At 49.3% G+C, this 19109-nt stretch carries 19 protein-coding genes; 4 read left to right on the top strand and 15 right to left on the bottom strand.

What is annotated here, in order from left to right:
- Positions 1–15 precede the first annotated feature (15 nt).
- From BM412_RS08945 to BM412_RS08930, 4 genes are all read right to left on the bottom strand, one after another.
- A complete protein-coding gene (locus tag BM412_RS08945) occupies positions 16–354 on the bottom strand; it encodes a hypothetical protein (RefSeq protein ID WP_091216502.1) in 339 nt (112 codons plus the stop codon).
- A 103-nt stretch (positions 355–457) separates the two neighbouring features.
- Positions 458–805: a VOC family protein gene (locus BM412_RS08940; protein WP_091216498.1), complete on the bottom strand. Its 348-nt coding sequence runs from the start codon at positions 803–805 to the stop codon at positions 458–460.
- A 29-nt stretch (positions 806–834) separates the two neighbouring features.
- Complete coding sequence (locus BM412_RS08935) at positions 835–1503, bottom strand: copper resistance CopC family protein (protein WP_177245727.1); 669 nt, start codon at positions 1501–1503, stop codon at positions 835–837.
- A 116-nt stretch (positions 1504–1619) separates the two neighbouring features.
- The gene (locus tag BM412_RS08930; RefSeq protein WP_091216491.1) at positions 1620–3005 is read right to left on the bottom strand and encodes an aminotransferase-like domain-containing protein; all 1386 of its coding nucleotides are present in this window, start codon (positions 3003–3005) and stop codon (positions 1620–1622) included.
- Between the two features lie 210 nt (positions 3006–3215).
- On the opposite strand from BM412_RS08930, the gene blaOXA reads away from it, so the two are divergent.
- On the top strand, positions 3216–3956 hold the full coding sequence (blaOXA, locus tag BM412_RS08925) for a class D beta-lactamase (protein ID WP_091220301.1): 741 nt from the start codon (positions 3216–3218) through the stop codon (positions 3954–3956).
- Positions 3957–4337: 381 nt separating this feature from the next.
- Here blaOXA and BM412_RS08920 read toward each other — a convergent pair whose 3' ends face one another.
- The 6 genes from BM412_RS08920 to BM412_RS08895 all read right to left on the bottom strand — a co-directional run bounded on the left by BM412_RS08920 (position 4338) and on the right by BM412_RS08895 (position 9466).
- The gene (locus BM412_RS08920; RefSeq protein WP_091216489.1) at positions 4338–4688 is read right to left on the bottom strand and encodes a hypothetical protein; all 351 of its coding nucleotides are present in this window, start codon (positions 4686–4688) and stop codon (positions 4338–4340) included.
- A gap of 6 nt (positions 4689–4694) precedes the next feature.
- The gene (locus BM412_RS08915) at positions 4695–5126 is read right to left on the bottom strand and encodes a hypothetical protein (RefSeq protein WP_091216481.1); all 432 of its coding nucleotides are present in this window, start codon (positions 5124–5126) and stop codon (positions 4695–4697) included.
- Positions 5127–5138: 12 nt separating this feature from the next.
- The gene (locus BM412_RS08910) at positions 5139–5504 is read right to left on the bottom strand and encodes a DUF2089 domain-containing protein (protein ID WP_091216478.1); all 366 of its coding nucleotides are present in this window, start codon (positions 5502–5504) and stop codon (positions 5139–5141) included.
- Between the two features lie 221 nt (positions 5505–5725).
- The gene (locus BM412_RS08905) at positions 5726–6955 is read right to left on the bottom strand and encodes a serine hydrolase domain-containing protein (protein ID WP_091220299.1); all 1230 of its coding nucleotides are present in this window, start codon (positions 6953–6955) and stop codon (positions 5726–5728) included.
- Positions 6956–7306: 351 nt separating this feature from the next.
- On the bottom strand, positions 7307–8440 hold the full coding sequence (locus tag BM412_RS08900) for a copper amine oxidase N-terminal domain-containing protein (protein ID WP_091216477.1): 1134 nt from the start codon (positions 8438–8440) through the stop codon (positions 7307–7309).
- A 123-nt stretch (positions 8441–8563) separates the two neighbouring features.
- Complete coding sequence (locus BM412_RS08895; RefSeq protein ID WP_091216476.1) at positions 8564–9466, bottom strand: M15 family metallopeptidase; 903 nt, start codon at positions 9464–9466, stop codon at positions 8564–8566.
- Positions 9467–9655: 189 nt separating this feature from the next.
- Between BM412_RS08895 and BM412_RS08890 the strand changes: the two genes are divergently transcribed.
- Positions 9656–11479 carry a PAS domain S-box protein gene (locus tag BM412_RS08890; RefSeq protein WP_091216475.1) on the top strand — a complete coding sequence of 608 codons (1824 nt, stop codon included), beginning with the start codon at positions 9656–9658 and terminating at the stop codon, positions 11477–11479.
- A 62-nt stretch (positions 11480–11541) separates the two neighbouring features.
- Here the strand turns inward: BM412_RS08890 and BM412_RS08885 are convergent, their stop codons facing one another.
- Genes BM412_RS08885 through BM412_RS08870 form a run of 4 tightly spaced genes read right to left on the bottom strand, consistent with a single transcriptional unit; the run spans position 11542 to position 16133 of the window.
- Positions 11542–12315 carry an SDR family NAD(P)-dependent oxidoreductase gene (locus BM412_RS08885; RefSeq protein WP_091216473.1) on the bottom strand — a complete coding sequence of 258 codons (774 nt, stop codon included), beginning with the start codon at positions 12313–12315 and terminating at the stop codon, positions 11542–11544.
- Between the two features lie 6 nt (positions 12316–12321).
- Positions 12322–14316, bottom strand: coding sequence for a YjhG/YagF family D-xylonate dehydratase (locus BM412_RS08880; RefSeq protein ID WP_091216471.1), 1995 nt, complete (start codon positions 14314–14316; stop codon positions 12322–12324).
- Between the two features lie 27 nt (positions 14317–14343).
- Positions 14344–15126, bottom strand: coding sequence for an SDR family NAD(P)-dependent oxidoreductase (locus BM412_RS08875; RefSeq protein WP_091216468.1), 783 nt, complete (start codon positions 15124–15126; stop codon positions 14344–14346).
- 11 nt (positions 15127–15137) lie between these two features.
- Positions 15138–16133 (bottom strand): sugar phosphate isomerase/epimerase family protein, encoded by a 996-nt coding sequence (locus BM412_RS08870; protein ID WP_091216465.1) that lies wholly within the window; start codon positions 16131–16133, stop codon positions 15138–15140.
- Positions 16134–16498: 365 nt separating this feature from the next.
- Between BM412_RS08870 and BM412_RS08865 the strand changes: the two genes are divergently transcribed.
- Positions 16499–17167 carry a Crp/Fnr family transcriptional regulator gene (locus BM412_RS08865; RefSeq protein ID WP_256256357.1) on the top strand — a complete coding sequence of 223 codons (669 nt, stop codon included), beginning with the start codon at positions 16499–16501 and terminating at the stop codon, positions 17165–17167.
- 147 nt (positions 17168–17314) lie between these two features.
- A complete protein-coding gene (locus tag BM412_RS08860) occupies positions 17315–18163 on the top strand; it encodes an alpha/beta hydrolase (RefSeq protein ID WP_091216459.1) in 849 nt (282 codons plus the stop codon).
- A 75-nt stretch (positions 18164–18238) separates the two neighbouring features.
- On the opposite strand, the gene BM412_RS08855 is transcribed toward BM412_RS08860, so the two are convergent.
- Positions 18239–19060: an SDR family oxidoreductase gene (locus BM412_RS08855; protein ID WP_091216456.1), complete on the bottom strand. Its 822-nt coding sequence runs from the start codon at positions 19058–19060 to the stop codon at positions 18239–18241.
- Between the last annotated feature and the right edge of the window lie 49 nt (positions 19061–19109).

Genomic DNA, 19109 nt, shown 5'->3' with positions numbered 1-19109 from the left:
AAATGTCCTGCTGCTCTATATTAATGGAGAATGTGAAGTGTGAAGCACATGCGAGTATTCCTCTAACGCTTCCTTGGCCAGTTGGAAATCATCCTTATGGACCTGCAATTTCATGCCCGGATTGTGTCCGCCTGTATGCATCGTGCCGGCAACAATGCCGGATGCCGACGAACCGTCCAGCTCGCGGAGGCGGGATCGAATACCCCGTCCATGCAAGTAAGCATGTTTATCTTGGATTTCATCCGCTTGATTGCCTGGTGCGGTCAGAACGGTTTTCCAGCGGTTTGCGCGAATGATAAGGGCTGCGGCAATCAAGAACACAGAGACACCAACGATTATCAATACAACATTCATCGTCATTCACCTCTTCGTTCTGGGGGAGATCCCCCGTTTCCTTTACCTTAACCATCACCATTCGCACTTGAACCAACCGGTCAAGCCTATTTTTCACTTGCTTTTATTTCTCCCACAGTTCAATTAGGCGACCATCCGGATCTGCAATCCAAACAAACTTTCCATATTCGCTGCTCTCTGGTTTCTTTGCTAGAGGTACACCAATATGTGCAAGATGCGCAATCGTCTCTTCCAGACTATGTACCTGGAAATTCAACATCACTTGCTGGTCTTGCGGAAAATAGCCGTCATCCTCGGTAAAGAAAGAGAAGATCGTATCGTTTGCTGATTCGGACTTTATCATGGTCCCATTCCAATCCGATATATCCATCTTCAACACGTCGCTGTACCATTTTTTCACGGCCTCAAGATTCTTCGTTCTCCAAAATATGCCTCCGACACCTTTAATCATCGTATCTAACTCCTTCTCAGGTATCTTGTCTATTTTTTCATAACCGCTCTGAACAAGAAAAATAACAACACCAGACAGCCGACTGCTCCTATTACTGTCCATGTTTTGTTCTTATTACTTTGATTGTTGTCAGGTGCATGTACAAATTGTTCCGGTAATACATCTTCTGCGGTCTGATCCGTTGTATTGGACGAACTTACGCTTTCGGAAGTGTTTGCAGCTCCCGCAGCTTCATTTTGTTCCGTTTGCGTATCGACTTGGTTGCTCGTGTTATCGGAGTTAACGGAAGAATCAGGCGCATTCTCAGGCGTCATCTCATTGTCCGGAGCAGGAACGGCTTCGGCCGGCAATGCTACCGTAAATGAATAATTGCCTTTAATATTGTGACCATCTTCTCCAATAATTCGCCAATTGACCGTGTAGGTTCCATCCGCCAGAGGGGCATCCAATACACCTGTCAACTGATCTTTGCCGGCTTCGACCTTGACCGCGATTTCCTTGTTTGAAGCATCCGTAACCTTAAGTACAACGACGGGTTCAATCTCGGTGGCAAACGATAATTTGATCTCACTCACGGCCGTTGTAACCGTCTCGTCTTTGGCCGGTGTTGAACCTTTCAAATCGGTATGCGCAGTTACCGTCTGCGGTAGTAATAAAGCAACGAATAGGACGAAGCATAGTGCCAAATATTTGTTCATCTGTGTATCCCCTTTTAAGAAACTAGCTCCTAGAAAGTTTACCATGTCATTCCTCGCTTGAAATGACTCTTTCGGGCTATAGATCCAAACAATATGTGACTTTTGTCCGGCTGTTCCTATCCCCTCTTAACAAATTTAACACCCGAGCGCAGCCTTAACAGCTCTCGAATACCGTCACCAATGGCTTGGATACCGGGCTCTAGGAGTCCTTCCTCTACCTGCGAAACGCTAAGCCGGATGACTCCTTCCTTCCGAAACTCCGGCAGGAACAGATGCTGCGCTGGATGGACCCGCACGCCGCGCCCCAGCAAGTGGTCGGCCACCGCTTGCGCTCGGAGCGGAGCCGGCAATTCAATTGTGGTGTAGAAGCCGGAATACGATCCTGTGTGAGCGGTTCCCGGAGGGAGATGCTTGCGGTACGCTTCTTGCAGAAGCACCGCCTTGCGACGATAAATCTCTCGCATCCGGCCAATATGGGCAGCGAACATGCCGCTCTCGAGGTACACCTCGAGCGCTCCCTGTGTTAACAGCGGCGAATGCACATCAGCCACAGCTTTCGCCCGCTGAAACCCTTCCCTCAATCCATCCGGCAGCACGGCCAGCCCGAGGCGCAGGCCCGGAAGCATGACTTTAGAGAAGCTTTTCACATAGATGACTCGGCCGGACGGATCATATGCAAACATGGGATCGTTCTTGGGATCGCCGTCCAGGTCGCCCATGTAGTCATCCTCGATGATATACACATCATACTGCCGCGCCAGCTCTACCATCTTTTTGCGTGCTTCGTTCGTATGGCTGTACCCGGTTGGATTATGAAACCGCGAGACGGTGTAGAAGAATTTGACGTCCCGGTCACGGAATAGCGCCTCCAACCGCTCTAAATCCATCCCGCCTTCCTCATATGAAATACCGAACACTTCCCCGATATACCCTTGCAGCAATGCCACCATGCCGGCATGTACAGGTTGTTCCACGACGATGTTTTGCTTGCCGTTCGGAAAAGGCAGTCCCGTCAGCAAACTCAGCGCCTGCTGAGAGCCTGTTACCACATAAATACGTTCCGGAGGCGTAAATACCTGCAAATCTCGCAGATGACGGGACAGCTGGAACCGTAATGAAGAGAGGCCTTGACCGCTTGAATACGTGAACATATCCTCACGATACCGTTCTATGGCTTCGTTTAAGCAGTGCTGGAAATCTCGATATGGCATGGCGCTTCGATCCGGTCCGGCCCACTCGAAATCGATGATGTCCTGTGCCGCTGACTCGATTCTTGTCCCCTCTATGCTGCTGTGATTGCGGTGTGCCACATAATATCCGCTTTGAGGGACGGCATAGATTCGGTGCCTGCGCTCGAGCTCGCCGTAAGCCCGAATGACCGTATTTCGACTGCAGCCAAACACATGCGCCGCTTCCCGTATGGACTGCAGCTTATCCCCCGGCTGCAATTGCCCGCTCTTCATCTCATTCAGGAGTTCTTCCACAATCGCTTCATACAGCATCCTATCTCGCACTCCTCTCTTCCAACTGTACGGGTACAATTACCCCAAACAGCCATGAAAACTAACCGTTCATTCCTTTATACTCGGTGATGTCGACACGAGCCTTGCTGTTACGCCATTATGAAGAAGTCCGAGGAGGAATGCAACGTGATTACTTGGAGAAAGAAATACCGTATATGGGCCCTCTCTGCATTATTAGTCGCCGGCACAATGGGAAGTGCATCGCTTCCCGTGAACGCCACTGCAAGAGATTCGAAGCTCCAATGCGAGAATCTGTTCCACGATGTTCAAGGTACGCTGATGATCAAAAATCTGAAGACTGACCGCGTCTATGTCTGCAATCCGGAACGAAGCAAACAGCGCTTCACGCCGGAATCTTCGTTTAAGGTACCGAATGCGCTCATTGGTCTGGAAGTGAAAGCTGTACGCGATGAATATGACGTGAAACGGTGGGACGGCGTCATCCGGCCGTTCGAAGCGTGGAATATGGACCATTCGCTGGCTTCAGCAATGCGAGCTTCTGCAATCTGGTATTATCAGGCGATGGCTCGGGACATTGGGGAGGAGCGCATGAAGAACTTCGTAGAGCGCATCCATTACGGAAATAGGGATATAAGCGGCGGTATAGACACCTTTTGGCTGAATAGTTCACTGAAGATCTCGGCGGAGGAGCAGGTCGGTTTCATGGAAGATTTGGTGAAGGAGACACTGCCTTTCGAAGAACAAACGATGAAGACGGTTAAACGGATGATGATCGATAACGACCAGGATCGTTACACCGTGCATGGTAAGACGGGTACGCGTCTGTCTGATATGGGGCTTGGTTGGTATGTGGGCTATGTTGAGCGCGGAAAGACTGACTTTGTGTTCGTCACTAACGTGGACAGCAGCGGGTCGACCGCCAAGACGATAACGCTGGAGGCCTTGACGAATCTCGGGATATTTAAGTAGCCCTAATTAAGAAAATGGCAGCCGCTAGTCGGCTGCCATTAGAATGTCGAGAAAGCGAATCGATAGATACATCCCCTTCCAAGGTGAAGTGGCTGTGCTCTAACGGTTGCCTTAGCGCTTAATTGGTTTAATTTGAGGTTGTATATATTCTATCGGTTACCAGAGACCTTATTTGTCCTTCTATAGGTGGAAAACACAACTAAATCGCGAAATAGCCTATCTGGCAACCGTTACAAATTCGAAACGCCGAATATAGGGGATTAGGCACACTGGCAACCGTTAGAATTCATGAAGCGACATTCCGGGGTAAACTGAGCTTGCCTAGCGACAGCCTTCACTTGGTTCATATCGTTTAATACGACACAACGGTTGCAAAACGACTTACAATTTAATTAATACTTCCGTGCCATCCTCTGATCGAACATCAACCAGAATCGTCCCTCTGCAACGTTGCAGTTCCTTGATAAGCTGCTTGATCGCTTGTTTCGTGCTTCGGTTTTCGACAATCGACAGCACCAATTCAATCCCGAAATTTCTGCTGTTCAGCCCAAGCTCCGATTCATCGACTCGGCTCGGGTGGCCGTCCGCATGTCCTTCGTTCCGAATCAGCCAACCTCTCATTTTCCGCCGGAAAACATTCATTGTCAGAATGCCGCTCCCCATGCGTAATAAGGCATAAGGAACCGGAATTGTAAAAGCATGCTCGTTGTTCTTAACCTTAATTACTATCATGCCTCTTCACTCAATGACTACGGTGATTGTATCCTTGTCACCGGTGCGAATGTCAACGATTTGACCGTCCAGTTCGTGCTCGATTGCATCGATTAACATGGAGATATCGATATCCTTCACATACTTTGCAGCTTGCGGAATATTGGAGGCGACCGTATGTCCCGCACCGAGTACGGCTTTCACCAGTTTAATCGGTAGATTGACGCTGATATTATCGTTGTCTTGAGATGTAACACGTATTTTTAACGTTTTGTTTAAATAATCACCGGATGCCGACGACAGTTTCTTCGGATAGTCGGATCTCCCCCACGCTTGCACTGCTTGTGATGAAGGAGCCGTTTGCTTCTCCGTTAGCGCGTCAATTAATTGCGAAGCCTTGTCAGAATCAATTTTACCCTCCTGCATCATGGATAGCACTTTGCTGATTTCTTCTTTCATGGTTTCTCCTCCTTAATCATGCTTTAACATCTTGACTGCTTCATCCGCGGTAATTTCGCCACTCTCCAGCATGGAAATAACCTTCTTCTCATCGATTTCCGGCTTCTTCCGCGTATCGTATCCGAGGGCAGTAATAATATCGTTAAGCTTGCCGCGCACCGTCGGGTACGAAATGCCGAGCTCTTTCTCGACTTCCTTGATATTGCCTCTGTTCACCAGAAAGGTGATTGCAAAATGGAGCTGTTCGGGTGAAAGCAGAGCCAGCTTCGATAACTCAAAATGATTCTCGATCGTCGTCCGGCAATGACCGCATTCCAGCTTGATGGCATGCAATGAATGATCACATACCGGACACTGTGTTAGGATGGGATACTTCATACTCCACTCCTTTCATATTTCAAAGTGTAAGTCAACATATTCAATTTGTAAATACGAAATTTGAATAAAATCAATTTCTAGATTAATTATGTTAATTTCAGTATTTAGAACCTCTATAAAAAGCCTCAACAAATCAATCTAGAGGATCCCAATTTCAAGCTGGGTCATCACAATTGACTCGATGAGGCTCTATAACAGGCGAAAATATTGAAAACTCGGCGTCAGTCTTCGATTGCTTGGTAGACCATCGTCCAGAAGTCGTGGATAACGCGCGCTGAATCCGGAGTGGTCATGCCGACTTGGGTAAGCAGAATGCCGGTTAGCTGTTTATCCGGATCGGCGTAAGTCGCAGTGCCGGTGCCCCCGTCCCAGCCGAACTGGCCAATGGATGCGTAATCTCCGAGGTAGGTGCGCACCGCCATTCCGAACCCCCAGCCGCCGTGCTGCCCTTGGCCGTGCGACAGGTGGACGAAGTTCTTGGCCATGGCATCACGGGCTGCCTGTTGCTCCGGCGTTAATCGATTGGACGTCATCAGTCGAACAGCAGGCTGAGACAGGATCCGTTCGGTCCCGTGCATCCCTTGGTTTAAAAGCATCTGTAGATAGGCGTGATAGTCATCCGCGGTAGAGACCAGCCCGCCGCCGCCCCCTTGAAAAGCCGGCGGTTGACTGTAACGTCCCTCAATGGCCTCATCCCAAACATTGAACTCTCCCGTCTGCGGATCGGGGGAATAGCTTGGCGGCAGCCGGTCAATCTTGCTAGCGGGCACATGAAAGCCGGTGTCCTTCATGCCAAGCGGGTTGAGGATACGTTCGCGCAAAAATGTTTCAAACGTCTGACCCGTAACTCTGGAAACAAGCACTCCCAGCACATCGTTACTGATGTGGTACTGCCACCTCTCTCCGGGCTGGTAGCTCAGAGGGAGTGTACCCAGGCGGCGCATCCACTCGTCCGGATCGGGCAGCTTCACCTGTCCGGTATCGTATATCCCCTGCGTGAAGATTGCGGTGAAGATTGGAGAGCCCAGCAAACCCATATCCATGCCGAGCCCGAACGTGGAAGTTAATAAGTCCCGTACGGTAATCGGTCGTCGGGCAGGCACGGTGTCATCCAGCGGTCCGTCGGGCTGTTTCAGCACCTGCCTGTTGGCGAGTTCGGGAAGCCATGGATCTACCGGGTCGTCCAGGTGGAGCTTGCATTCGTCGAGCAGGATCATCGCAGGCGCGACCGCGACCAGCTTGGACGTGGATGCCATCCGAAAGATCGTATCTCGCCGGATTGGCGCTCCACCGTCAAGTCGCATCGAGCCAATGGCTTCTACGTGCTTCGTACCGTTACGGCTGACCAAGGCGACGAGCCCGGGAATCTTCCCGGACTCGACGTGCCGCGCCAACACGTCGTGCAATTTGCGTAATCCGATTTCGGAGAAGCCTCCGTTACTTCGTTCCATTGCATACTGTTCCATTTGTTTTCCCTCTCTTCACTCTTCATCTTGTGACAGACCACAGCGTTAAGGTACAAACATTATTACCCAATAAGTGAGAATACGAATGGTTTACGCAGGCATGAAGAAAGACCGGATAATCTCAATATCCGGTCTTTCTTCAGCCACGCGCGCTCCTCGCAACGAACATATGAGGAACAAAGAGCAAAAAAGAAGCAAATATGAAGCTTTTAACCATGTTAACTACTGGTTACAAAAAATGCACCTCCCAGATCTACATCAGCGTACCCTGCAGGGGTTACCAATGTCTCGTCTAAGAGGTGCACTTCCTTAGCTTATTGCATCTATTTGCTCGTACTAAATGGCTTGAGCGGAAACTTTAATATCATCAAAGTACAGGGTGCTTAATCCTTCGTAGCCTGAATCGGCTCCGATCAGAATGTAAACTTCGCCTTTGTCATTTGCCGTTACTTTGGCGCTGTAAGTGAATTCAACACGCTGATAACCCTCTTTGGCCGCATCAGGTTTAGCAGCATTGCCAATTACTTTGACATCCTTGCCGCCGGTTCCTTGGCTGCCGATGTCCACGTTCATTCTGTAATATTCCGAGCCCGGTGTAGTGGTTTTAACAGCTGCAGGTTCGTTCGCCAGAATACCGGCCTTTATGAACAGAGATTCGGCAGGAGAGCCGCCGATACCGATCATCCCTCCGCCGGCATCGGTGTACATCGCGAACTTCAAATTCACGTTATACGAAGTATTGGGTTTGAAGCCATTGATCCCTTTGGATAGATACATAAACAGATCATCACTGCGGTTATGCCCCGAGAGCTTCAAGCCATAATTATCCGCATTCTTGTCGATCGGAAGCAACTTGTGGGCATAATCCAGCTCGTAGATCTCTTTATCATAATCGACAGGCATATCGGCAAAGCCGCCTTTCCAACCTTCCATATCCTTATTAAATTGATAATTAAAATCTATCGTGCTGGGAGTTTGCACTTGATTGGTTAACGTAATCGTATGGGTTGCAAGCTCCCATTGCAGACGAATGCCCATAAGAGAGGCTAACGATCGGGCGGGAACGAACACCGTGCCTTTTGTCCGGCGCACTTGTTCAGGCAGCTTGATTTTCTCTCCCTTTGCATTCACCGCATAGGTTGAATTCATTGTGAATTGGATAGGGCCGAGGCCTTTCCCCGACAATGTAATCATCTGCTTCTTGGCATTCCAACTTATTGACGCCCCCAGAGATTCAGCTGCGGCTCTAACGGGTATCATCGTGTTCCCATTTGTAACAAAGGGAGCTACCGGCAGACTATGGTTACCTGTGTTGTTGCTATAGTTAACATCGTTAATTTTAAAAGAAACAGCCGAAGGAGCGGCAGAAGTCGGATTACTTTCTGCTCCGTGTACGATTGGTGCGCTGGCTGCCGAAATTACAGTTGCAAAAACCAGACTGGACAATATGAGATTTTTTCTTTTCATCATTACTATTCTTCCTTTCTGCTCAGATGTACTTTCCAGACGCAATGTTTTTTCAAAAGGTTACAGCTCTTTATTGTGAATATTTAACAATACATACAAAAAAGCTTGATTTCTCAAGCTTTCCCTTTAGTTCACGATATCAAATACGGTCACGATAACGCCGTCCGTATTGTTTCCTGATAGTTCGTAATTGCCGACCACGGGCACGTGAAGAATCGTATTGGAAGCCACCGGAAAATAATAAACGATGTACGTTTTACCCTCGACGATAGCCGTCATCGATTTACGTTCTTTCAAGTGAACCAAATATTCTTCGAATGCCCAACGATTTTCTTGCATGATTGCGCTGTGAGGAAGGCCAACATAGCGTATATGCCAAGGCTCATGAATGACGCCTGTAATTTCCGTTTTATCCTCCGGATACCTGACTATGAACCCGTACTTCCACGCATTCTGCTTTAGCCATATCCCTTCGGGAGCATCTTTCATCTGTCCGGTTGTTGAACCGATGTCCAGCGCAAGTCCCAGGCTATGTTCGCTATGTCCCGGCACCGCTGCAATTTCCGGACCCAGCTGTTCGTAGAGTGCTTGTTGCTCTTTGTCGCTGCGGTATCCGCTGCTGATCAGAAAGTTTTTGACCCCGTCAACGGCAGCGTGCTTGACCATCGTAGTAAACGCTTTAGCAAGCTCCGGTGACAACCTTATCGAGTTGTCCAGTAAACCGAATCCGTCCACCAGTTCCTTATGCTTAAATAAGTTAACTGCTTTGGCGTCTGCTTTGTTAGGCGGTACGGCAATTTCCTCATTCACGAGAAGCAAGTTTCCCTTGTGAACTTGGTCGGGCTCGACTTGGAACGTCAGCTCGTTTACCGGCGGGTTATTCTCCGCGTTATCCGAGATTGGCGTTCCGATCGAGTTCCCCTTCTCACCATGTTCCACCGGTAATCCGGTATCTCCATCTGATTGGAATCGCTCGTAGACTGCCCCCAGCAACACTAACACTGCAAGCAAAAAAAGCCAGTTTCTCATTTCTTGTTTCCTCCTCCTATTCTCTCTTTCTTAAGGTTAAAGAAAACAAATTAAGATAAAGTAATTAAAAATCTTAAAGATTTATAAATAAACGACTTCTGCTCCAATGTCTCCGGAGCTGAAAGGATTTTGTGCCTTCCATGTCAAAACCTATATTTGGTATCTATTTTTCGGCGGAGGTGGTGTTCTGTGTCCAGACCATTACAGATCTCAGAGCAAGAACTGTTCTCGATTACGTTCAAAAACGCTCCCATCGGCATGGCCATTGTATCGAATGATGGCAAGTGGCTTCAGGTCAATTCGGCTTTATGCCAACTCAGCGGTTATTCCGAAGCGGAACTGCTCGGCATGACTGTACAGGACTTGACGCACCCTGTCGACAAGTCTGTCTCTCTTGATCTCCTTGACCGGTTTCTGGATGGTAAGCTGGATTTTTACCAAACGGAGAAACGATATATTCATAAGAATGGTTTTATCGTCTGGGTGTTGCTCGTGCTGTCTACCATAAGAGACGATCACGGGCAGCCATTACATTGTATCGCGCAGATTCAGGATATTACGGAAAGCAAATTTGCGGAAAAGGAACTGAAAGCCAAAACCAAACAGCTGGAGTCCTTCATAAATCATAATGCGGATGCCATATGGATGATCAATGAAGAGGAATCCGTTCTGGAAGTGAATCCTGCTTTTGAAAAAATGTTCGGGTGGAGCGCTTCCGAAATTTTAGGCAAGCGGCTGCCTCTTATTCCCGATTTTCTCAAGGATGCCATGGCACAGATCCATGAATGGATCAAATCGGGCGAAACCGTCGTCGGTATGGACACCATTCGACAGCACAAGGATGGTCGGTTATTGAATGTGGAGGCAACACTTTCTCCGCTTTGCGATCATCACGGTGCGATTATCGGGATCACGGGGATATGCCGGAATATTACACCCCGAAAAATGGCGGAAAAAGAACTTCAAGCTAAAACCTCGCAGTTGGAGTCGTTTATCAATCACAACGCCGATTCCATTATTATTTTCAATAACGATTGCCTGGTGCAAAGGGTCAATGAAACGTTCGAGCACGTTTTCGGATGGTCGAAGGAGTTAATCATCGGCAACGTTATCTTCATGCTTCCGATCATTCCGGTAGAAAGCATAAACGATGTGGCCAACTATTATGAACGCGTGAGTAACGGACAAACGGTCGTAGGTGGCATCGAAACCGTCCTCATACGGAAAAACGGAGAAGCGATGAATGTCATCTTAACCGCCTCTCCGATTCTCGATGGCCGAGATAACCAGAATGGATGGTCTGTCACAATTAGGGACATTACAGAATGGAAAGCGGCGCAAGAGCATATGAAGAATGCCGAGAAATTGTCGGTAGCCGGCCAATTGGCCGCGGGAATTGCCCATGAGATTAGAAACCCCATTACCTCCATCAAGGGATTTGTTCAATTGATGAAAGCGGGATTCGGAGAGAAACAAATGTACTTCGATATCATGACGTCGGAGATCGATCGGATTGAGCTGATCCTTAGCGAGCTGCTTATCCTAGCCAAACCACAGACGATCAAATACGAGAGAAAAGATATTCGCGTGCTGTTAAGTCAAGTGATGACGCTGCTGGATTCGCAGGCAAACCTCAACAACATTCAATTTACGACTGAATATAAACCGGGTGTGACCCATCTCTATTGCGATGAGAATCAGCTCAAGCAAGTTTTTATTAATTTCATCAAAAATTCCATAGAATCGATGCCTAATGGCGGCAATATCATCATTCAAATCAAAAGCGATACGGATCAAGAGCTTTCGATTCGTCTCATCGACGAAGGCTGCGGTATTCCCAAAGAGGTCTTGTCCAAATTAGGGCTTCCTTTTTATACGACAAAGGACACGGGAACCGGATTGGGTTTTATGGTGAGTAAGAAGATTATCGAGAATCACGCCGGCCGGATCAAAGTTGAAAGTGAAGTCGATAAAGGAACTGTCATTGAAATTATCCTTCCGCTTTATTATTAACGTCAGAAGGCAGCCGAACACATGCTCGGCTGCCATCTTATTATTATAACGTATGTTTTAAGTTAAATGCCGAGGCCTCCGGCGATGGAAAGTTCTGTCCCCGTTACCTGGTTGGACTCATCCGATAGCAAGTACACAACGCCATAAGCCATATCCTCCGTAGTCTGCATGCGACCGCTCGGTACGCGGGCTGCCGCCCATTCATTGAGCTGATCGACGGAATGACCCAATTTTGCATGCAGCTCCACTTCCCCTTCAGAAGCCACCCAGCCAACGGTCACCCAGTTCGATCGGATGCCATCCCTGGCATAATGAACCCCGATATTGCGGTTAAGCGTTCGGAGCGCACCTTTCGAGCATGCGTACGCGACAAGATCGTGCGAGCCTCTGAATCCGTTTGTGGAACCGATCTGAACGATTGAACCTCCGCCGGTCTTCTGCATGGCCGAAATGGCATATTTCGAACAGAAGAAAGCCCCTTTTACGTTGACGGCGAAGATCGAATCGAACAGCTCCTCCGTCGTTTCCAGTATCGTGCTTCTCGGAAAAATGCCTGCATTATTAACCAGGCCATCGATTCGTCCGAAATAGGAGACTGTTTCCTCGATCAATTCACGGCATGCCGCTTCATTGCTAATATCCTTCTGAATAAACAGCGCTTTCGTTCCGAATTCCTCGGCTATCTGCGAGACCACTTGGCTCCCATCCTGCTCGTTTCTCCCGCTTATCGCCACAGAAGCGCCTTCGGCCGCACACATCCGAGCGATTCCTTTGCCGATTCCTCTCGTGCCGCCTGTAACTACGATCACTTTGCCTTCCAGTCGAGGTTTACCCATGCCTATTCAGCCTCCGGTCCCTTGCTTGGATCTGCTTAATGCTTCCATACCCGCTTGCAATGTTTCGACAATGCGATCAACATCGTAAATGCTCCCCCTCCATGTACCGCCGCTTGCAGCCTGAAGCGCCGCCCATAACCGGGTGTCGTCCGGCAATGCCGGATTTGGAGCAAGGTCCGGATGAAGAGGACGGGCAGCAAGTACGGCAGCGCCGGCTTCCGGGCTGAATCGCTCTTCACCCTGGCCTATGAATTGAATGCTGCCCTCCAGCTTCTTGCGATCAATGCAAACGTCTATCCAATCGCCGTTTCGCACTTTACCTAGCGGACCACCGGCCAATGCTTCCGGACTAATATGTCCGATGCAGGCGCCGGTTGAAACGCCGGAGAACCGAGCATCCGTGAGCAACGTCACATGTTTGCCGAACGGCAAATGTTTCAATGCGGAGGTCAATTGGTAGGTCTCCTCCATTCCCGTTCCGGAAGGACCGCCGCCCATAAGAACAATGATATCGCCCGCTTGGATCTGGCCGAGCTTGATCGCCTTAACGGCGTCTTTCTCGGCGGTAAACACCTTTGCTTGCCCGATATGGCGGTACACGCCGTCTTCGCCGACAACGCTCGGATCGATGGAAGTAGACTTGATGACGGATCCTTCGGGAGCAAGATTGCCAATCGGAAAAGTTACCGTGGAAGTTAGTCCCCTGCCGGACGCTCGTTGCGGATTCATAATCACCTGATCCGGGTCAATGCCGTCGACTTCCAGCAGCCGTTTTCGAACGATATGGCGCCGCTCGGAATCCTCCCACCAATCCAAGAGCGCATCAAGAGACTCGCCTGAGACGGTCTTTACTTGTAAGCGGAGCAGACCGAGTTTACGAAGATGCAGCATAACCTCCGGAACGCCTCCGGCCATAAACACCCGAATGGTCGGGTGATATTCCGGTCCGTTCGGCAGCACGCTCACAAGGCGCGGAACGGCTTTGTTCACGCGTGTCCAATCCGCGACATCGGGTATACGGCATGATGCGGCATAAGCAATCGCAGGGATATGCAGCAGCAAATTCGTGGAGCCTCCGAACGCGGCATGAACGGCCATTGCATTCTCAAAGGCCGCATCCGTCAGGATGTCACGCATGGTCATACCTTGCGCATCCATCCATTGAACCGCCCTCGCGGATTGACGAGCCAGATTACTCCATATCGGCTGGCCGGAAGGCGCAAGTGCCGAATGGATAAGCGACATGCCAAGCGCTTCGGCGACAACTTGAGCGGAGGCGGCGGTGCCAAGAAATTGACAGCCGCCTCCCGGGGTAGCGCACACCCGGCAGCCGAGATCGGCTGCTTCGTCCAACGTAATTTGACCATGCGCGAATCGTGTCCCTATCGTCTGAATTTGGGCCGCATCTTCACCCGCTGTCGGAGGCAGCGTGACGCCTCCCGGCACAATGACTGCGGGAAGATCATGCATCGCGGCTAAGGCGATCATCATGGCGGGCAGCCCTTTGTCGCAGGTACCAATCCCAATTACGCCGCTCCTGGTCGGAAGCGATCGAATCAACCGCCGGTACACCATCGCCGCATCATTACGGTATGGCAGCGAATCGAACATCCCGGTAGTCCCTTGCGAACGTCCGTCGCAAGGATCACTGACATAGGCGGCGAAGGGAACGCCGCCGAGTGCGGACACTTCGAGTGCCGCTTCTTTGACGAGAAGACCTACTTCCCAATGACCGGTATGATAGCCGAGTGCGATGGGAGTGCCGTCTTCGCCACGTACGCCACCCTGCGTGCTAATAATAAGCACTTGTTTGCCAAGAAGCCGCTCCGGCTTCCAACCCATGCCGACATTTTGGCTCATGCCGAATAAATCTCCGCTTGGAAGATTCATCAGCATCTCGGAAGTCAGCGGCAGCTTCCCCTCCGGACCGGCTGCGTGCGTGAAGATGTCATAATCGCTTGGCTTCTCTGCCCCCATGATGAATCGTAAAGCTTCTGTCATCGTTCTCTCTCACCCTCATTTGCTTCATTATTTCCAGCATACGATCGTTTCGCCTGTCAAGGCATCCGATGCGGATCCACATAGGAACAGAACAATGTTTGACATATCCTCGGGCTGAGCGATGCGCTGCAAGCGCGAGCGCCCTTCTTCGCTATGGACAGTCCGCGTTGCAAGGAATCTTCCGGTATAGGTTGGCGCGGGAGAGATGCAGTTCACATTCACGTCATGCGGGCGCAATTGCTCCGCCAAGCTTCTCGTATAAGATGATATACCCGTTTTGGCTGCCGCATAGATAATGCCGTTCGTTACCGGGACATGCCCTGCAACTGATCCCACATTTACGATTTTGCCAGATTTTCTGTTCCGCATGTGGGTGCCGGCAAACTTACAAGTATACATCGTGGACAACAGATTACGTTCAACAACGGAACGAATATCGTCGATGGAAATATCCAGCGCATCATTCGGATCCGGACGAGGGGTGTTTAAGCCGATATCTCCCCCCGCGTTATTGACGAGAATATCCAATGAGCCCAGCTCATGAATTGCGCTTTCAATAAGACGTTCCACTTGGTACGGATCGGCCAGATCAGCTGCGATAAATGCCGATCGGACGCCAAGTTGCCTGATTTCTTCGGCAACGGCATGGCCGGAAGCCGCTTCGTTGAATTCAGCCGCTGAGCTGTCCTTCATGTCATGGATGATAACGTTTGCGCCGGCACGAGCTAAGTCGAGCGCGTATTGTTTGCCAAGCCCTCGGCTTGACCCCGTTACTAACGCATTTTTACCTTGCAATCCTGTCGAATGCATGGAGATCCCTCCTATTTTATCGTGGATTCAGACCGTATCTCATGCTTGCGGATATGTTTGGATAGATATGCCAACGCCACATCCATCTCTTCCAACTCGTACTTGGCGATCTCATCCGGCGTCTGATTTTGCTCGAAAGGCGTTCTCCAATCGCCCTTATATCTGGCCCGATCCTCAACAAAACGAAGAAGCCTTGACAGCTGCTTGGCCGTGCGCGGTGGATACTCCGTCCAGTAATCCTCCTGCAGCACTCGAATATGCCGGGCCTCCAGCGCGCCGTGTTCTACAGACATCGTTACTTCCGGGTTTATCTCATTCATCAATTGAAAGAGGTCCGGAAAGTCGATGACGCCTTGTCCAAGCGGACATCGCACGAGCCTGTAGCCTTCATCCGACCCATATATCTTATAATCCTTCAAGTGCGCATTCTTGACATGAGGTGCCACACTGCGGAAGAAATCTGCCGGATGCTCGGCGGTCGCAAGCGGATTGCCGGTGTCGAGCGTAATCCCGAAACGCTTGGAGTCGATCGTGTCGCACAACCAGAGTAACTCCTCGGATGACAGATCTTGATGGTTCTCCACCGTCAAGTTGACGCCGATCGTCTCGGCGATTTCCACGGCTTCTTGAAAAGCACTCAAGACCCCTTTCAGAAAAGGCTCCCAGCTTCCTGCCATATGGCGACGATCACCGCCGATTTTGGCCCCGCCAACAACGGTACGCAGGGTAAGCGCGCCTGCCAGCTTCGAGAGGTGAAGCGCTTTCATCAGTGAGGCGGGTTCGAAGCCCCCCATGGCGACATTCACGAACATCTTCTTCTGCTCGGCATAAGCAGCAACTTCACCGGGGTCGCTCTGTGAGAGCACGTCCAGTGGAATTTCCACGCCTTGAAGGCCATAAGCAACAGCCATGTCAATTTGGTCTCGAGCCGTAATGCGGACCCGGTTAGAGCCGGCATGCAGCCCCATATGAAATACGGTGCCATACGCGGTAAGTCCGAATCTCATCTCGTTTTCCCTCCTTATTCCGCCGTCTTTCCGCGGATTAGCAGTCATTATTAGGCAAACTAATGGACGAGCGGCAGCAACATTTATATGCTTTTCCACTATTTCACTTTACATCTGAAAAGTCTGTCGTAAAAAGGCGATTCAATAAAAAAGTTCTCCCGATAACGACTTCGTCCGGAAGAACTTTTTATGAGAGTTAGCAAAGGATCACATCATCGGCGTGTATACCTCTACCACACAATGGATACGATCGTATGGATGGCATTCCTTTTGGACTATTGTGACTTTATCACAGACATGCTTCGAACGTTCTGCTAGTATCTTTTGGATGACTGAACTACATAAGGGGTTGAATGGGCTTGATCGTGGATGAACATTTAAAGCGGATCCTTGCATTATTCCCGAGCTTAGCGGAAATCACGGAACAGGATTGGAAGCAAGAAGGCATCAAAGTTCTGCAAATGGAACCCAATTATATTATTGAAGAAGGACAGTTTCTGGAGTATGCCATTTTGATTCTGGAAGGTACAGTGCGCATGTTCAAAATAAGCCCGGGAGGCCGGGAAATCACTTTATATCGCATACATAGCGGAGAATGTTGTCCCTTAATGACTTCAAGTATTCTAGGGGAGGCCGAATACGAAGCTTCTGCATGCGTGGAAACGACAGGTTTGGTTCTGGCGATACCTGCCGAGATTTTTCGAGATTGGACAGATCGTTACAAGACCTTTCGACGCTTTATCTTTAAATCCTTCGCCAAACGGATCGTCATTATGTCCAATCTATTGGACAGCATTCATTTCAAATCCATACGCGGACGGATTTCGGAGTTCCTTGTTCAAATGGCAGAGCAAACCGGCAATTCCGATACGATCTCAATTACCCACGACAGCATGTCCGCCGAGTTGGGAACTGCGCGCGAAGTAATCAGCAGAACGCTAAAGGTACTGGAGAAGGAAGATATCATTAAACTCTCGCGAGGTAAAATAGAAATTACTAATCGAGCTATACTCGAAAGCTATATCGAATTATAGCTGGGTATTTCATTTCCTAAGCCACCTCACTGAGGTGGTTTTTTTGTAAGTAATTCGTTATGTGACAAAGTTACGGTTCGTTCCATTCAATCCTGCTAATATCAGAGCTATCAACAACACCTCATACGCCGAAAGGGGACATCATTCATGAATAACACTGTAATGAATGTGAATACAAATACAACTGCAACTTCATCCAAGAAACCGGTTATTCTCTTTATTCACGGGGCTTTTATGACGCCGGACAGCTGGGCTCCGATGCGCAGCTACTTTATTGAGCAAGGATATGAGACAATGGCTCCCGCTTGGCCTTACCATGACCGCAATATCGAGGCGCTTCGAAACAATCCTTCCGCTAACCTAGGTAAACTTGGTTTGAAGGAAGTTGTTGACCATTACGCTCGCATTATTCAGGCATTACCGGAGAAACCTATTCTGATCGGACATTCATTCGGCGGTTTAATCACTCAGATCCTTATGGACCGCAACCTAGGTGCCGCTGGTATTGCGATTGACCCTGCTGCTCCTAAAGGGATCAATCCTGGCGCTTACAAGACGGCGTCCAAGTCGGTGAGTTCCATCTTGCTCAAACCTTGGAGAAAAACCGCAAGTTTATCGTTTGAACAATTCCAATACGCATTTGTAAATACCATGTCACTTAAAGAACAACAACATGCGTTCAGCTATGCTGTCCCGGAAACAAGCAAGATCTTTTTCCAAAGCGCATTTGCTTCCTTCAATTCCGGGAGCCCGCTAACGGTAAACTTTAAGAACGGAAACCGAGGTCCGCTTCTGATCATTGCAGGTGAAGAAGATCGTATCGTGCCTGCCGCGATGGTGAAGAAAAACTTCCAGCTGTATGACCAACAATCCGGAGCAACTACGCAGTATGTAGAGTTCCCCAAACGGTCGCATTGGATTATTGCCGAGAAGGGCTTCCAAGAAGTTGCCGATTATATCATGAACTGGATTCCGGTTCCCGCTCAAAAGCGTTAAGGATGCCAAAGGGAGCATTGCCGTCATCGGCAATGCTCCCTTTGCTTGCTTGTATAGTCACCGCGTTGCCGCCACTTATAGATAACCTTTCAAGATCGTCTCCAAATACTCCTCGATCGGAAGCGATTTGCGCAGCGCTAGAAGATTTTTACCTGCATCCCCAACGACTGTCCGGAATTGTACGCTTTCTCCGGTTGCTTGTGCCGCAATGGCATCTACGATGATTTGCGGATCATCTAAATGGCTGTTGTCTCTATTATTCATCAAAGCCATGATTTTATCCATCAGGTCGTTATAGTCCGTGATGTTCCCGTCTTTATTCCATCGGATATTATTCTTGAAATTGTTGCCGGTCGAACCGCCCTGTTCGATCAGTCGCAGTTCGATGTTCAACGGTTTGAGCTCGTAGTAGAGGCCTTCGGTTAAACCTTCCAGCGCAAATTTGGACATATTGTACAGGGAGCCGAGCGGAACAGCGGTCGTGACACCCATAAATGAACTGATGTTGATGAACATTCCCCCGCCTACGGAGCGAAAATGCGGCAAGAATTTACGAATGACATTGATTGGCCCCCGAACATTGACGGCAAACTGCCAATCGATCGTTTCTTCCAACGCCAATTCCAGCGCGCCGTATACACCCATCCCGGCGTTGTTTACGACGACGTCGATTTTCCCGAAGGCCGCAATCGCATCGTCGACAGCGGAATTCACTTCATCCAGGTTCGTCACATCCAATTTGAAAAGCTTAATATTGTCGTATGCGGTCAGTTCGGTTTCATTCTCGGGAGTACGCATCGTAGCGGCGACATTCCAACCCAGCTTCGCAAAATGAATAGCCGTCAACTTGCCTAGACCCGTGCTGGTTCCGGTAATAAAGATTGTTTTAGTTGGCATATGATAATTCCTCCAATAATAAATGTTGTTTAACCTAATAGTTAAATCG

It is taken from the genome of Paenibacillus sp. BC26 (assembly GCF_900116125.1).
GTDB classification, from domain to species: Bacteria; Bacillota; Bacilli; order Paenibacillales; family Paenibacillaceae; genus Paenibacillus_Z; species Paenibacillus_Z lignilyticus.
This window is presented reverse-complemented; position numbering and strand designations above follow the sequence as displayed.

Bases quoted from the DNA above. Each gene is read 5' to 3' on its own strand.
- BM412_RS08870 (WP_091216465.1), bottom strand. From the start codon at position 16,133: ATGAGATTCGGACTTACCGCGTATGGCACCGTATTTCATATGGGGCTG.
- BM412_RS08875 (WP_091216468.1), bottom strand. From the start codon at position 15,126: ATGCATTCGACAGGATTGCAAGGTAAAAATGCGTTAGTAACGGGGTCA.
- BM412_RS08940 (WP_091216498.1), bottom strand. From the start codon at position 805: ATGATTAAAGGTGTCGGAGGCATATTTTGGAGAACGAAGAATCTTGAG.
- BM412_RS08935 (WP_177245727.1), bottom strand. From the start codon at position 1,503: ATGAACAAATATTTGGCACTATGCTTCGTCCTATTCGTTGCTTTATTA.
- BM412_RS08910 (WP_091216478.1), bottom strand. From the start codon at position 5,504: ATGAAGTATCCCATCCTAACACAGTGTCCGGTATGTGATCATTCATTG.
- blaOXA (WP_091220301.1), top strand. From the start codon at position 3,216: ATGGGAAGTGCATCGCTTCCCGTGAACGCCACTGCAAGAGATTCGAAG.
- BM412_RS08885 (WP_091216473.1), bottom strand. From the start codon at position 12,315: ATGGGTAAACCTCGACTGGAAGGCAAAGTGATCGTAGTTACAGGCGGC.
- BM412_RS08930 (WP_091216491.1), bottom strand. From the start codon at position 3,005: ATGCTGTATGAAGCGATTGTGGAAGAACTCCTGAATGAGATGAAGAGC.
- BM412_RS08895 (WP_091216476.1), bottom strand. From the start codon at position 9,466: ATGAGAAACTGGCTTTTTTTGCTTGCAGTGTTAGTGTTGCTGGGGGCA.
- BM412_RS08920 (WP_091216489.1), bottom strand. From the start codon at position 4,688: ATGATAGTAATTAAGGTTAAGAACAACGAGCATGCTTTTACAATTCCG.
- BM412_RS08905 (WP_091220299.1), bottom strand. From the start codon at position 6,955: ATGGAACGAAGTAACGGAGGCTTCTCCGAAATCGGATTACGCAAATTG.
- BM412_RS08945 (WP_091216502.1), bottom strand. From the start codon at position 354: ATGAATGTTGTATTGATAATCGTTGGTGTCTCTGTGTTCTTGATTGCC.
- BM412_RS08900 (WP_091216477.1), bottom strand. From the start codon at position 8,440: ATGATGAAAAGAAAAAATCTCATATTGTCCAGTCTGGTTTTTGCAACT.
- BM412_RS08915 (WP_091216481.1), bottom strand. From the start codon at position 5,126: ATGAAAGAAGAAATCAGCAAAGTGCTATCCATGATGCAGGAGGGTAAA.
- BM412_RS08880 (WP_091216471.1), bottom strand. From the start codon at position 14,316: ATGACAGAAGCTTTACGATTCATCATGGGGGCAGAGAAGCCAAGCGAT.
- BM412_RS08855 (WP_091216456.1), bottom strand. From the start codon at position 19,060: ATGCCAACTAAAACAATCTTTATTACCGGAACCAGCACGGGTCTAGGC.
- BM412_RS08860 (WP_091216459.1), top strand. From the start codon at position 17,315: ATGAATAACACTGTAATGAATGTGAATACAAATACAACTGCAACTTCA.